Annotated in this window: 12 protein-coding genes; 7 read left to right on the top strand and 5 right to left on the bottom strand. The window is 72.5% G+C overall.

Going from position 1 to position 14,260, the window contains the following annotated elements; all coding sequences use genetic code 11:
* Positions 1-230 precede the first annotated feature (230 nt).
* The 3 genes from pucD to ACIRPK_RS03535 are packed head-to-tail and all read right to left on the bottom strand — an operon-like array spanning position 231 to position 3,957.
* Positions 231-2,591: a xanthine dehydrogenase subunit D gene (pucD, locus tag ACIRPK_RS03545; RefSeq protein ID WP_403032307.1), complete on the bottom strand. Its 2,361-nt coding sequence runs from the start codon at positions 2,589-2,591 to the stop codon at positions 231-233.
* Positions 2,588-3,073 (bottom strand): (2Fe-2S)-binding protein, encoded by a 486-nt coding sequence (locus ACIRPK_RS03540; protein ID WP_403032304.1) that lies wholly within the window; start codon positions 3,071-3,073, stop codon positions 2,588-2,590. Before ACIRPK_RS03540 ends, pucD begins: the two co-directional genes overlap by 4 nt.
* On the bottom strand, positions 3,070-3,957 hold the full coding sequence (locus tag ACIRPK_RS03535; protein WP_403032303.1) for an FAD binding domain-containing protein: 888 nt from the start codon (positions 3,955-3,957) through the stop codon (positions 3,070-3,072). Before ACIRPK_RS03535 ends, ACIRPK_RS03540 begins: the two co-directional genes overlap by 4 nt.
* A 400-nt stretch (positions 3,958-4,357) precedes the next feature.
* Here ACIRPK_RS03535 and ACIRPK_RS03530 point away from each other — a divergent pair, with 400 nt between their 5' ends.
* Positions 4,358-5,950 (top strand): PucR family transcriptional regulator, encoded by a 1,593-nt coding sequence (locus ACIRPK_RS03530; protein ID WP_403032301.1) that lies wholly within the window; start codon positions 4,358-4,360, stop codon positions 5,948-5,950.
* A 60-nt stretch (positions 5,951-6,010) separates the two neighbouring features.
* Here the strand turns inward: ACIRPK_RS03530 and ACIRPK_RS03525 are convergent, their stop codons facing one another.
* Complete coding sequence (locus tag ACIRPK_RS03525) at positions 6,011-7,087, bottom strand: alpha/beta hydrolase (protein ID WP_403032298.1); 1,077 nt, start codon at positions 7,085-7,087, stop codon at positions 6,011-6,013.
* 305 nt (positions 7,088-7,392) lie between these two features.
* On the opposite strand from ACIRPK_RS03525, the gene ACIRPK_RS03520 reads away from it, so the two are divergent.
* The 5 genes from ACIRPK_RS03520 (at position 7,393) to ACIRPK_RS03500 (ending at position 11,865) form a co-directional block, all read left to right on the top strand.
* Positions 7,393-8,403, top strand: a complete 1,011-nt coding sequence (locus ACIRPK_RS03520) for a substrate-binding domain-containing protein (RefSeq protein ID WP_403032295.1) — start codon at positions 7,393-7,395, stop codon at positions 8,401-8,403.
* Positions 8,400-9,419, top strand: coding sequence for an ABC transporter permease (locus ACIRPK_RS03515; RefSeq protein ID WP_403032294.1), 1,020 nt, complete (start codon positions 8,400-8,402; stop codon positions 9,417-9,419). Before ACIRPK_RS03520 ends, ACIRPK_RS03515 begins: the two co-directional genes overlap by 4 nt.
* Entirely contained in the window at positions 9,386-10,222 is an 837-nt protein-coding gene (locus ACIRPK_RS03510; RefSeq protein ID WP_403032749.1) for an ATP-binding cassette domain-containing protein, read from the top strand. The genes ACIRPK_RS03515 and ACIRPK_RS03510 overlap by 34 nt, the downstream gene beginning before the upstream one ends.
* Positions 10,223-10,259: 37 nt before the next feature.
* Positions 10,260-11,360 (top strand): ROK family glucokinase, encoded by a 1,101-nt coding sequence (locus ACIRPK_RS03505; protein WP_403032291.1) that lies wholly within the window; start codon positions 10,260-10,262, stop codon positions 11,358-11,360.
* A 76-nt stretch (positions 11,361-11,436) separates the two neighbouring features.
* Positions 11,437-11,865 carry a hypothetical protein gene (locus ACIRPK_RS03500; protein WP_403032289.1) on the top strand — a complete coding sequence of 143 codons (429 nt, stop codon included), beginning with the start codon at positions 11,437-11,439 and terminating at the stop codon, positions 11,863-11,865.
* 7 nt (positions 11,866-11,872) lie between these two features.
* Here the strand turns inward: ACIRPK_RS03500 and ACIRPK_RS03495 are convergent, their stop codons facing one another.
* Positions 11,873-12,151: a DUF2087 domain-containing protein gene (locus ACIRPK_RS03495; protein WP_403032287.1), complete on the bottom strand. Its 279-nt coding sequence runs from the start codon at positions 12,149-12,151 to the stop codon at positions 11,873-11,875.
* A gap of 238 nt (positions 12,152-12,389) precedes the next feature.
* Here ACIRPK_RS03495 and ggt point away from each other — a divergent pair, with 238 nt between their 5' ends.
* Positions 12,390-14,174, top strand: coding sequence for a gamma-glutamyltransferase (gene ggt / locus ACIRPK_RS03490; protein WP_403032284.1), 1,785 nt, complete (start codon positions 12,390-12,392; stop codon positions 14,172-14,174).
* Positions 14,175-14,260 lie beyond the last annotated feature (86 nt).

The following is a 14,260-nucleotide window of genomic DNA, read 5'->3' as shown; positions in this document are numbered from 1 at the left end:
GGTTGGGGTGGGCGAGTCGACCTGATTTGCCGGTTGGAGGAGGCACAGGGGGACTGTTCGACTCACGAGGTACGCACTCAAGCGGTGCGGGGGTGGTACGCACTGCTGCAGAACCCCGGCGTGGGAGAGGCGGCAGCGATGGTGCTTGATGGCGCGGCAATTCGGTGTTCTCTTGTGGTGCGCCCCGGGGCGGCGGGGAAGACGGTCGCCGCCCCGGGGAGGTTCGGTGGCTAGAGCGTGCCGGTGAGGTGCTCCGGCCGGACCGGGATCCGGGTCAGGGCGATCCCCGTGGCGGCCCGGATCGCGGCGACGATCGAGGGCGTGGCGGAGACGGTGGGGGCCTCGCCGACGCCGCGCAGTCCGTACGGGGCGTTCGGGTCGGGGAGTTCGAGGATCTCGACCGGGATCGGCGGGGTGTCCAGGATGGTGGGGATCAGGTAGTCGGTGAAGGAGGCGTTGCGCACCTTCCCGTCCTTGACCACGATCTCCTCCATCACGGCCAGGCCGAGCGCCTGGGTGCAGCCGCCCTGGATCTGGCCGACCACCGAGAGCGGGTTGAGCGCCTTGCCGACGTCCTGGACGGCCGTCAGCTCGACCACCTTGATCAGGCCCAGCTCGACGTCCACGTCGACCACCGCGCGGTTGGCGCAGAAGGTGTACTGGACGTGGCCGAAGCCCTGCCCGGTCTCCTTGTCGAACGGGACGGTCGGGCGGTGGTGGTGCTCGCGGGTGAGGTCGATGGCCTCCTCGCCGAGCAGGTCCACCATCGGCACCAGCACGCCGGCCGACTCGGAGACCACCTTGCCGCCGACCAGGTCGATGTCGTCGTGGATCCAGCCGTAGCGCCGGCGGCCCTTGCTGATCAGCGCCTGCTTGACCGCCTCGGCGGCCAGCTTCACCGCACCACCGGTCATGTAGGTCTGCCGCGAGGCGGAGGTCGAACCGGCGGACCCCACCTCGGTGTTGGCCGGGTGGATGGTGACCTGCTCGACACCGAGCTCGGTGCGGGCGATCTGGGCGTGCACGGTGACGCCGCCCTGGCCGACCTCGGCCATCGCGGTGTGCACCATGGCGACCGGCTCGCCGCCGATGACCTCCAGGCGGACCCGGGCGGTGGAGTAGTCGTCGAAGCCCTCGGAGAAGCCGACGTTCTTGATGCCGACCGAGTAGCCGACGCCGCGCACGATGCCCTCGCCGTGCGAGGTGTTCGACAGCGCGCCCGGGACCTGGCGGATGTCCAGGTTGTCCAGGTCGAGCGGCGGCGGCAGCGGCATGTCCTTGACCCGCTGGAGCAGCTCGGCGACCGGGGCCGGCGAGTCGATCAGCTGGCCGGTGGGCATGTGGTCGCCCTCGGACATCGCGTTCAGCTGCCGCAGCTCGACCGGGTCCATGCCCAGCTCGGCCGCCAGCTTGTCCATCTGGGTCTCGTAGCCGAAGGCCGCCTGGACCGCGCCGAAGCCGCGCATCGCGCCGCAGGACGGGTTGTTGCTGTAGAGCGCGATGGCGTGCATCCGGACGTTCGGGATCACGTACGGACCGTGGCCCAGCGAGGCGGCGTTGCCGACCACGGCGGGGGAGGCGGAGGCGTACGCGCCGCCGTCCAGCACCAGCCGGGCGTCGGCGTAGACAAGCTTGCCGTCGCGGGTGGCGCCGTGCTCGTAGTACATCTTGGCCGGGTGGCGGTGCACGTGGCCGAAGAAGGACTCGTCCCGGGCGTAGACGATCTTGACCGGCTTGCCGGTGTGCATCGCCAGCAGCGAGGCGTGGATCTGCATCGACAGGTCCTCGCGGCCGCCGAAGGCGCCGCCGACACCCGCCAGGGTGAGCCGGACCTTCTCCTCCGGCAGGCCGAGCACGGGGGCCATCTGCTGCCGGTCCACGTGCAGCCACTGGGTGGCCACGTAGAGGTCGATGCCGCCGTCCTCGGCGGGGACCGCGAGACCGGACTCCGGGCCGAGGAACGCCTGGTCCTGCATGCCGACCTCGTAGTGGCCGCTGACCACCACGTCGGCCAGCGCGCGGACCTCGTCGGTCACGCCGAGGCCGGAGACCAGCTTCTGCTCGTGGCAGATGTTGTCGTACCCGTGCGACTTGTACTCGTGCGGCTCGTGCACGTAGCCGTAGGTCCCCGGGGCGAGGCACTGCTCCTCGGTGACAATCGGGGCGAGCACCTCGTACTCGACCTTGATCTTCTTCACCGCGCGGCGGGCCGTCTCCGGGTGGTCGGCCGCGACCAGCGCGATCGCCTCACCGTGGTAGCGGACCTTGTCGATCGCCAGCGCGGGCTGGTCCTGGATCTCCAGGCCGTAGAACTTCGAGCCCGGGATGTCCTTGTGCGTCAGCACCGCGTAGACGCCGGGCACCTTGAGCGCCTCGGAGATGTCGACGCTGATCAGGTTGGCCCGGGGGTGCGGCGAGCGGAGCGCCATGCCCCAGAGCATGTCCTCGTGCCACATGTCCGAGGAGTAGGCGAACTCGCCCTTGACCTTGAGGTTGCCGTCCGGGCGCAGCGGCGAGCCGCCGATGCCGTCCGGGCTGGAGGTCCGGATGTCCTGCAGGTTCTTCTGGCCGTGGATGGTGCGAGTGCTCATTCGGAGGCCGCCTTCGCGCACTTGCGGGCGGAAGCCAGCCGCACCGCGTCCATGATCTTCTCGTAACCGGTGCAGCGGCACAGGTTGCCCGACAGCGCCTCGCGGATGTCGTTGTCGCTCGGCTGCGGCTCGTTGTCGAGCAGCGCGTCGGTCTGCACCAGCAGGCCGGGGGTGCAGAAGCCGCACTGCACGGCGCCGGCGTCGATGAACGCCTGCTGGACCAGGCCCAGCTCGCCGCTCTCCTCGGCCAGGCCCTCGACCGTGCGGACCTCGCGGTCCTGCACCTGGCCGGCCGCGACCAGACAGGAACAGACCGGGGTTCCGTCCAGGTAGACCGTGCAGGAACCGCACTCGCCCTGCTCGCACGCGTTCTTGGAACCCGGCAGGCCGACCCGCTCGCGCAGGACGTAGAGCAGGCTCTCGCCCTCCCACACGTCGTCCGCCTCGACCGGCTTGCCGTTGGCGGTGAATGTGACCCTCATGCCGCGCTCCTGATCTGCTTGCTGTAGTCGTTCCAGGTCCAGGTCAGCGTGCGGCGGGCCATCACGGCCAGCGAGTGCCGTCGGTAGTCGGCGGTGCCCCGGACGTCGTCGATCGGCGAGGCGGCGGCCTTCACCAGCTCGCCGAACCGCTGGATCACCTCGGCGCCCAGCAGGTCGCCCGACTCCCACAGGCCGCGCTCGGCGAGCACGCCCTGCAGGTACTCCTCGGCCTCCACGGCGCGGCGCGGCGTGGGGGCAGCCGAGCCGATCCCGGTACCGACCGTGCCGTTCTTCGGGTGCAGCGCGAAACCGAACGCGCAGACCGCGATGACCATCGCGTTCCGGGTGCCGATCTTCGAGAACTGCTGCGGGCCGTCCGCCACCGGGATGTGGACCGCGCGGATCAGCTCGTCCTGCTCCAGGCTGTTGCGCTTGACGCCGACGTAGAACTCGTCGATCGGGATCATCCGGGTGCCGCGGACCGAGGCGGCCTCGACGAAGACGTCGCGTCCGGCGGCGAGCAGCGCGGGGTGCGCGTCACCGGCGGGCGAGGCGCCGCCGAGGTTGCCGCCGACGCCGCCGCGGTTGCGGATCTGCGGCGAGCCCACGGTGTGCGAGGCGAGCGCGAGACCGGGGAGGGGCCCGGACAGCTCGTCGATGATCCGGGTGTAGGGGACCGAGGCGCCGAGCCTGACGACGTCGCCGTCGTTCGACCACTCGGTCAGCTCGGTGATGCGGTTCAGGTCGAGAATCGCGGATGGCCGGTGCACGTCGAAGTTCATCTCGACCATGACGTCCGTACCGCCCGAGATCGGCAGCGCGGTCGGGTACTCAGCCTTCGCCGCGAGCGCCTCGTCCCAGGTAGCGGGCCGAAGGAACTCCATGCGGGTCTCTCCTCAAGTCGGTGCCGGCCGGACAGGTGGGCACAGTGCCCGGTATCCGGTGTATCGGACCTTGCTACCGCCTCGTTGCCTCGGCGTTGAGTCCTGGTCACCGGGGTGTGTCCGGCGGCGTGTTGCCAGTGAACCGCCGACCGCTCACCCGGAGGCAGTCACCGATGGCATGAAGCCCTTGCCTCGCTGTCGCCCGGCATCCTGTACGTTCCTCTAAGGCGGACAATTGCCCTGTACAGCGAAGTGCGCGCCCCTACTTACGACCGTAATCCGGCCGTGATTCGGATGCTACGGCCCCGTGACCCGGCGCCCGGTTGATACGTAACACCGACGCCCCCGACTCGGGCACACTGTCCCCCCGAACCACCAGAACAGACGAAGGAGTCCGCGGATGCGCGTCCGAGACCTGCTCGCCCCCGGGGCCCCACGACTGCGCCTGCTCGCCGCCGAGGACGAGCTCGACCGGCAGGTCAGCGGCGTGATGACGACCGACCTGCACGACCCCGGCCGCTACCTGCACGGCGGTGAGCTGGTGCTCACCGGCATGCTCTGGCGGACCGGCCCGGAAGACTCCGAGCGCTTCGTGCGCACCATCGTGGCGGGCGGCGCGGTGGCCCTGGCGGCCGGTGAGGCCGAGGTCGGCCCGGTGCCCGAGGACCTGGTGGACGCCTGCCGCCGGCACCGGATGCCGCTGCTCGCGGTGCCCGACGACATCGCCTTCGGCACCGTCACCGAGTTCATCGGCCGACAGGTCTCGGCCGACCGGGCCGCCGACCTGGCGGCGCTGGTGGACCGGCACCGGCTGCTGGTCTCCGCCGCCGGCGGCGGCGGTCTGGACGCCGTGCTGGAGCTGCTCGGCGGCGACATCGACCTGGACTGCTGGGTGCTCGCCCCCACCGGCCGGGTGATCGCCGGGCCCGCCGACCGGCTCTCCGCCGAGGACCGCGACCAGCTGGTCCGGGCCCACCTGGCCGCCCAGCGCCAGCGCCGCCGCCCGCCGCACCGGGCCCGGCTGGCCAGCGGCTCGTACTCGCTGATCCCCGCTCCCGCCTCCACCGACGCGGACGCCTCGCTCGCCGACTGGGTGCTCGCGGTCGCCGGGGACGTCACCGAGTGGACCGGCAAGCGCCAGCAGCTGGCCGACAACCTGGCCCGGCTGGCCGCCGCCGAACGCACCCGCCGGGACGAGGGCCGCCGACTGCGCCGCCGGCTCGCCGACGAGGTGCTGACACTGCTTCAGCGCGACGCCGACCCGGCCGAGATCAGCCGCACGCTGTACGCCTCCTCGGCGATGGCCGCCCGGTACGAGGATGCGGCCGTGGGGCCCACGGTGGCCGAGGGGTCCTGGTTGGTGCTGAGTGCGGAAGGGACGGGACTGCCGGAAGGGGCGGTGCGGTCGATCCTGGAGGAAGCTCTCACCGACGCCTCCGACCGCGCCCTGGTGGCCGGTGCCGGTACCGGCGCCGTGGTGGTGCTGCCCGCCCCCGGCACCACCGTGCCCGCCGACGCGCTGCGCGAGCTGCTCGCCCCGCTGGAGGCCGGGCTCGGCTCGGAGGGCCGGATCACCCTCGGCGTGTCCGCCCCGGCCGCCGAGGCGGGCGGCCTGCGCGGCGCGCTGGAGGAGGCCCGGCACGCCCGCCGGATCGCCGCCGCCCGGGTCGGCCGGATCTGCGTGGCAGGCCCCGAGGAGCTCGCCTCGCACGTGCTGCTGCTCGCGGCGGTGCCGGACGAGGTCCGCCGCGCCTTCCGCAGCCGCCTGCTGGACAAGGTGATCGCGTACGACATCGAGCACCAGGCCGACCTGGTCCGCACCCTGGAGGCGTTCCTCCGGTCGGACGGCTCCTGGACCCGGTGCGCCGCCCAGCTGCACGTGCACGTCAACACCCTGCGCTACCGGATCGGCCGGATCGAGGAGCTGACGGGCCGTGACCTGTCCCGGCTGGAGGACCGGGTGGACTTCTACCTGGCGCTCGAACTGGCCTGAGCCCCGGAACGTCGGAGGGCCCACCGGGTGAACCGGTGGGCCCTCCGTGCCGCCGGTGCGTCAGCGGTTGGCCGGGATGATCGTGGTCAGCCACTTGAAGACGTCGGGGACCATCGGCTTCCAGACCTCGCTGGAGTGGGCACCGACGCTCTCCACCACGGTGACCGTGGTCGGGGCCTTGGCGACCGCCTTGATCGAGAGCGCGGCCTCGTAGCCGTCGCCCTTGTTGCCGCTGAGGTAGAAGGCGACCTTCGGCGGGTGGGCGGAGTTCCGCACGATGTTGACCGGGTTGGACTTCTCCCGCAGCTCCGGGTCCTTCGCGGTCAGCGACTCGGACTCCTGGCTCGGGTCGTTGTAGCCGGACAGGCTGATGCTGGCGCGGTAGCGGTTGGGGTGCTCGGCGCCGAGCTTGGTGGCGCAGTGGCCGCCGGCCGAGTACCCGGCGACCGCCCAGCGGTCGGGGGAGGGGTCGGCGCGGAAGTTGTCCAGCACCATCTGCGGGACGTCCCGGGACAGCCAGGTGTCGGCGTTGACCTTGCCGGGGATGTCGGCGCAGCCGGTGTCCTGGCCCTTGCCGAGCAGCAGGGTGCGCGGCGAGACCAGGATGAACGGCGCCACCTGGCCGCTCTCCATCAGCGGCTTGAGCTGCTCGGAGACCCGCAGGGTGCCGTACCAGGTGGAGGAGGAGCCGGGGTAGCCGGGGAGCAGCTCGACCACCGGGAACTTCTTGTCCTTGAACTCGGGCTTGTCGTACTGCGGCGGCGTCCAGACCAGCACCTCGCCGTCCACCCCGGAGGCCCGGCCCTTGAGGTCGGTGCGCTTCACGTCAGCGGGCACCTTGGGGTCGTCCACGGCGCTGAAGGACTGGATCACCTTCGGCTCGGGGGACTTGCCGGACCTGCCGTCGCCGGCCGCGTCGTCGGCCACGTTCGGGACGGCCCGGACGTGGTTGCCGGTGCCGAGCAGGTCGGACCAGCTGCCGTAGATCAGGTTGGCGTTGTTGACCATCACGAACACCATCACCACGGCCGTCACCTGACAGGCCAGGATCATCACGAGTCTCGCCAGCACCCGGGCCGGCTGCGGCCCGCGCACCCGCCCCCAGAGCAGCAGCGCCGCCGCGATGGAGACCGGCACGAGGATGATCGTGCAGATGAGGAAAGGGGTGCCAGTGAGTTGCATCAAGTTCTCGTATCCGGATCGTCCGCCGCCCCGGACCCGCATCGCCCCGGAAGCACTTCGATGGGATCAGACGTTTTCGAACGGTGGATCAGTTTCGCTCGAACCTTGGTGAAAGCTGAGAGAAACGTCACGTTTTCCGTGAGAACTGTCTGAACGGCCTGGACCAGTGTGCCACTCGCTTGGGCGTACAGGTCGAACGGGTACAGCCGACTCCCAGCGAGTCGGCCGGATCGAACAGCCCGGTACTGGAAACTGTCGGGGTGTCAGTCCGCCGGTTCCGCCCCGCCCTCCTGCCGCTCGCGGCGCTCCTGCTGGTCACCGTGACGTCGGCCGGGTGCAGCAGCACCGGCGGGCGCCGCGCCGAACAGGCCCGCGAGCGGGCCGCGACCGCGGGCGGCGCGGTCGACACCCCACGCTGGACGGTCGCCATGGTGACCCACGCGGGCGCGGGCGACGCGTTCTGGGACACCGTCCGCAAGGGCGCCGAACAGGCCGCCGCGAAGGACAACATCACCTTTCTGTACTCCAACGACGCACAGACCCAGAACCAGGTGCAGCTGATCCAGGCCGCGATCGACCAGCGGGTGGACGGGCTGCTGGTCTCGCTGGCCAAGGGCGAGGCGCTGACCGACGTGCTGGGCAAGGCGAAGGCGGCCGGCATCCCGGTGATCAGCATCAACTCGGGCCAGGAGTTCTCGGCCCGGTTCGGCGCGCTCACCCACATCGGGCAGGACGAGGGCACCGCGGGGAAGGCGGCCGGCGCCGAGCTGGGCGCGCGCGGGCGCAGGTCGGTGCTCTGCGTGATCCACGAGCAGGGCAACATCGGCCAGGAGCAGCGCTGCGGCGGCGCCAAGGGCGCCTTCGACGGCACCCTGCAGACCCTGTACGTGGACGGGGTCAACCTGCCCGACGCCCGGGCCGCGATCGCCGCCAAGCTGCAGGCCGACCCGGCGGTGGACACCGTGCTCACGCTCAGCGCCCCGCTGGCCGCGACCGGCCTGCAGTCCGTCCAGGACGCCCGCCGCCCGGTCGAGCTGGACACCTTCGACCTCGGCACCCAGGTGGTGGCCGGGCTGCAGGCGGGCACGGTCGGCTTCGCGGTGGACCAGCAGCCGTACCTCCAGGGCTACCAGGGCGTGGACCTGCTCTGGCTCTACCGCTACAACCTGGACGTGCTGGGCGGCGGCGGTCCGGTGTCGACCGGCCCGCAGATCCTCACCAAGGACGACGCGGCCGCGCTGGCCAGGTACGTGGCCCGGGGGACCCGATGAGCAGCGACCTGCTGGTCTCCAGGCCGCCCGGCAGGCACCGGCGGGCCCGCCCGGAGCTGGGGGCGGCACTGGCCGCGGTGGCGGTGCTGGTGTTCTTCTCGGTGGTGGCCGACAGCTTCCTGCGCGCCTCCTCGATCGGCACCGTGCTGTACGCCGCCTCGACCATCGGCATCATGGCGGTGCCGGTCTCGCTGCTGATGATCGGCGGCGAGTTCGACCTCTCGGCGGGCGTGCTGGTGACCACCGCCGCGCTCACCTCCTCGATGGTCAGCTACCAGCTGACCGCCGTGACCTGGGTCGGGGTGCTGGTCTCGCTGCTGGTGACGCTGGCGGTCAGCGGGTTCAACGGCTGGATGCTCGGGCGCACCCGGCTGCCCAGCTTCATCGTGACGCTGGGCACCTTCCTGATGCTGACCGGCGCCAACCTGGGCCTCACCAAACTGGTCTCCGGCACCGTCACCACCAAGCCGATCGGCGACATGCAGGGCTTCGGCTCCTGCCGCTGGCTGTTCGCCTCGGAGCTGACGGTGGGCGGGCTGACCGTGCGGGCCACCGTCTGGTGGTGGCTCGCCCTGGTGGCGGTCGCCTCCTGGGTGCTGCTGCGCACCAGGTACGGCAACTGGGTGTTCGCGGTCGGCGGCGACGCCGGGGCGGCCCGCGCGGTCGGCGTCCCGGTCGGCCGGACCAGGACCGGCCTGTACCTCGGCGTCGGCTTCTGCGCCTGGGTGCTCGGCCAGCACCTGCTGTTCTCCTTCGACACCGTGCAGTCCGGCGAGGGGGTCGGCAACGAGCTGATCTACATCGTGGCGGCGGTGATCGGCGGCTGTCTGATCACCGGCGGCTACGGCTCGGTGGTCGGCGGCGCGCTGGGCGCGCTGATCTTCGGCATGGTCAGCAAGGGCATCGTGTACGCGCAGTGGAACCCGGACTGGTTCAAGTTCTTCCTGGGCGCCATGCTGCTGCTGGCCGCGCTGCTCAACTCCTGGGTCAAGCAACGGGCGGAGCGCGGTCGGTGAACCTGCTGACACTGGAGGACGTGGGCAAGACCTACGGCAGCGTCCGGGCGCTGGAGGGCGTCTCGCTGACGGTGCGCCAGGGGGAGATCTCCTGCGTGCTGGGCGACAACGGTGCGGGCAAGTCCACCCTGATCAAGATCATCGCAGGGCTGCACCAGCACGACGAGGGCCGCTATCTGATCGGCGATCAGGAGGTCAGGCTGAGCTCGCCCCGGCAGGCCATCGACCGGGGCATCGCAACGGTGTACCAGGACCTCGCGGTGGTCCCGCTGATGCCGGTCTGGCGGAACTTCTTCCTCGGCGCCGAGCTCGGCGGCCGGTTCCGGCTGGACAGCGCCCGAATGCGCCGGATCACCCGGGAGGCGCTGGCCCGGATGGGCATCGAGCTGGCCGACGTGGACCAGCCGATCGGCACCCTCTCCGGCGGCCAGCGGCAGTGCGTGGCGATCGCCCGGGCGGTGCACTTCGGCGCCCGCGCCCTGGTGCTGGACGAGCCGACCGCCGCGCTCGGCGTCAAGCAGTCCGGGGTGGTGCTCAAGTACGTGGCGGCGGCCCGGGCCGAGGGCCTGGGCGTGGTGCTGATCACCCACAACCCGCACCACGCCTACCTGGTCGGCGACCACTTCACGCTGCTCAAGCGGGGCCGGACGGCGGGCAGCCACCCGCGCGACGGGATCACCCTGGAGCGGCTCACCACCGAGATGGCGGGCGGCTCCGAGCTGGCCGAGCTCTCGCACGAGCTGGGCGGCGCGGCCGGCCGGCCGGGCCCGGAGGCGGACCACCGACCCGGCGCGGGAGGATGAGCCCCCGAACGTTCCCGACCCGGCTGAAGGAGCACCTGTGAGCACCCCGCAGCGCCCCGCCGTCCTGCCCACCCTGCTCGGCATCGGCCCCCGGGCCGAGCGGCGGCGGCGGTCGCTGCCCGCGAGCATCCTGCGGCTGCCCACGGTCGGGGTGGACATCGGCGGCACCAAGGTGGTGGCCGGGGTGGTGGACGGCGAGGGCAAGGTGCTGGAGCGGCTGCGCACCGACACCCCCGACAAGAGCAAGAGCCCCCGGGTGGTCGAGGACGTGATCGTCGACCTGGTGCTCCAGCTGGCGGACCGGCACGACGTGCACGCGGTCGGCGTCGGCGCGGCCGGCTGGGTGGACGCGGAGCGCTCCCGGGTGCTGTTCGCCCCGCACCTGAACTGGCGGAACGAGCCGCTGCGGGAGGCACTGAGCGCCCGGCTGCGGTTCCCGGTGGTGGTGGAGAACGACGCCAACGCGGCCGCCTGGGCCGAGTGGCGGTTCGGCGCCGGGCGGGGCGAGGAGCACATGGTGATGCTCACCCTGGGCACCGGCATCGGCGGCGCCCAGGTCAGGGACGGCTACGTGGACCGGGGCAAGTACGGGCTGGCCGGGGAGTTCGGGCACATGCAGGTGGTGCCCGGCGGGCACCGCTGCCCGTGCGGCAACCGGGGCTGCTGGGAGCAGTACTCCTCCGGCAACGCGCTGGTCCGGGACGCCCGGGAGCTGGTGGCCGAGGAGTCGCCGGTGGTGCAGCCGCTGCTCGCGCTGGCGGGCGGCACGGCGGCCGGGCTGACCGGCCCGCTGATCACCGAGGCGGCCCGGGGCGGCGACCCGGTCGCCACCGAGCTGCTCTACGAGGTGGGCACCTGGCTGGGCGTCGGCATCGCCAACCTGGCGGCGGCGCTGGACCCCGGACGGTTCGTGATCGGCGGCGGGGTCTCCGAGTCGGGGGAGCTGCTGCTCGCACCGGCCCGGAACGCCTTCCGGCGCACCCTGACCGGGCGCGGCTTCCGGCCCGAGGCCGAGATCGTGCACGCGGCGCTGGGCAACGACGCCGGTCTGGTCGGCGCGGCCGACCTGGCCCGGCAGGTGGCCCGGCGGTTCCGGACCATCAAGCGGCACCGGGTGGAGCGCGCGGTCACCGGGTGACCCCGGCCCGCAGAGTTCCCCAATAGTTACGCCTACAGATCTTCTGCGCCGGGGGAAGCCCGGCTAGCATCCGCCTGTGGCAGCGATATCGAAGCTCCGGTACGGCATTCCCCGGGTGAGCACCGGGCGGTGGGCAGGTCTGCTGCTCTGTGCCGCCTTCGCCCTGGCCGACGGGCTGCTGCTCGGCGAGCGGGCCCCGGTCGGTGCGGTCGCCCTGCTCCTGCTCCCCGCGCTGGCGGCCCTGCCGCTCGCGGTCGGCATCACGGCCGAGTCCACCCTGCGGGTGCTCCCGGTGCTGTCCGGGGTGCTGACCTTCGGCCTGCTCGGCCTGCTGCTCGGGGCCGGCAGCCCGGTCCGGTACGCGGGCCTGGCCGCCGCCGTCCTGCTGACCGTGCTGTCCGCCGTCTCCGGCCGCCGCGACCGCCGCCGGGGCCCGGCCGAGGTGCTCTCCGCCGCCGACCGCGAGGACCTGCGCGACGCCTACCCGGCGACCGCCACCGTCTGACCCGGCGTCAGCCGGCCCGGCGGTAGCTGCCGCCGTCCCTGGTCCGCTCCAGCAGTCCGGCGATCACCAGGTACCGGCGGAGCGCGGAGAAGTCCTCGTGCACCGTCAGCAGCGCCTCGTTGACCTCCCGCTCCCCGTACTCCCGCTCGGGCTCGAACAGCGTGTGCGCGAGATGGGTGAGCACCTGCTCCCGCCGGGCGGGCTTGCGCGGGATCACGGTCAGCCGCCCCTGGGCGGTGAAGAGCGCGGACACCCCGCGCGACGTGCTGGTACCGGTATCGGACATGGGCGTCAGCCTCTCCCGGCCGGGCGGTCCCGGGCAAGCCGTTTTGTCCCGCCGACACCCGTCGGGTGCGGCCGCGCTCGTCCGGCGCCGCGGCTCGGTAGGGCGCTCTGCCCCGCCGGGGTGCGGCGGGGCGGTCCGGAAGCCGGTGCGACTCGGCCGCCGTGGCGCGAAGCCGCTGTTGTGGGGAGGGCGTCGACTGTGAAAGAACCATCAGTTGACGGCCTATCAGGAGGATTCCATGAGACTTTCCGGACTGGCCCCGCTGACCCTTGCGGGTGCGCTGATCTGTGCCCTGGCCACTCCCGCGCAGGCCCAGAGCGGGCCGCCGCCCAAGGTGCCCGAGGCCGTCGGCTGGGGCGGTGCGGTGGCCAGTGTGGACGCCGACGCCACCGCCGCCGGTCTGGAGGTGCTGCGGCGCGGCGGCAACGCGGTGGACGCCGCCGTGGCCACCGCCGCCGCGCTCGGGGTCGCCGAGCCGTACTCGGCGGGCATCGGCGGGGGCGGCTACTTCGTCCACTACGACGCCCGCACCGGGCGGGTGGAGACCCTGGACGGCCGCGAGGTGGCCGGGCGGACGGCGGGGGAGACGCTGTTCCAGGAGAACGGCGCGCCACTGGCCTTCGCCGACGCCGTGACCAGCGGCCTGAGCGTCGGGGTGCCCGGCGCACCGGCCACCTGGGCGCAGGCGCTGGAGCTGTGGGGGAGCCGGGACCTGGACGAGGTCCTCAAGCCGGCCGTCAAGCTGGCGGACCGCGGGTTCACCGTCGACCAGACCTTCGTGGACCAGACCGCGCTGAACGAGACCAGGTTCCGGGCCTTCCCCGACACCAGCAAGCTGTTCCTGCCCGGCGGCAAGCTCCCGGTGCTCGGCTCGACCTTCCGCAACCCCGAACTCGCGGCCACCTACCGGGAGCTGGGCCGCAAGGGGGTGCAGACGCTGTACCGGGGCGCGCTGGCCGACGACATCGTGCGCACCCTCCAGCACCCGCCGGTCGACCCGGCCTCCGGCTGGAACGCGCGGCCCGGCAAGGTCGACCGCGAGGACCTGGCCGACTACCGGGTGATCCGCCGTCAGCCCACCCACGTCGACTACCGGGGCTACGACGTCTACGGGATGGCCCCGTCCTCCTCCGGCGGGACCACCGTCGGCGAGGCGCTCGGCATCCTGGAACACAGCGACCTCGGCGCGGTGAGCGCCACCCAGTACCTGCACCGGTACCTGGACTCCAGCCGGATCGCGTTCGCCGACCGGGGCCGCTGGGTCGGGGACCCGGCGTTCTCCCAGGTGCCGACCCGGCAACTGCTGAGCGACGAGTTCACCGCCGCCCGGGCCTGCCTGATCGACCCGGCCAAGGCGCTGACCAGCCCGCTCGCCCCCGGCGACCCGTACCACCCGGCGGCCTGCGCGACCGGAGGCCAGGCGGTGCCGGAGACCCACGAGGGCCCGAGCACCACCCACCTGACGGTGGCCGACCGCTGGGGCAACGTGGTCGCGTACACGTTGACCCTGGAGCAGACCGGCGGCAGCGGCCTGACGGTGCCGGGCCGGGGCTTCCTGCTCAACAACGAGCTGACCGACTTCTCCTTCGCGCCCGCCACCGCCGGGGTGCCCGACCCCAACCTGCCCGGGCCCGGCAAGCGGCCGCGCTCCTCGATCTCGCCGACCATGGTGCTGAAGAACGGCAAGCCGGTGGTCGCGGTCGGCACGCCCGGCGGTTCAACCATCATCACCACCGTGCTGCAGGTGCTGCTCGGCCGCCTGGACCGGGGCCTGACGCTGGAACAGGCGATCGCCGCCCCCCGCGCCAGCCAGCGCAACACCGCCGCCAGCCAGGCCGAACCGGCCTTCCTGGCGAGCCCGGAGCGGGCCGGCCTGGAGGCGCTCGGCCACAGTTTCGTGCTCAACCCGGAGATCGGCGCCGCGACCGGGGTCGAGCGCCTGCCCGACGGCCGCTGGATCGCGGCCGCCGAGCCCACCCGCCGGGGCGGCGGCTCGGCCGCCGTGGTGCACCCGACGCGCTGATCGCTGTCAGTGTCGGGCGGTATGTTCGGAGGTGGGCACCCCTGCGGGTGCCCACCCTCGTCCGCAGCACCCATCGGGAAGGCCGC

This window comes from Kitasatospora sp. NPDC101801, from assembly GCF_044766665.1.
In the GTDB taxonomy this organism is placed as follows: Bacteria; Actinomycetota; Actinomycetes; order Streptomycetales; family Streptomycetaceae; genus Kitasatospora.
The sequence above is the reverse complement of the archived record's forward strand: the minus strand, read 5'-3'. Positions and strand labels throughout refer to the sequence as shown.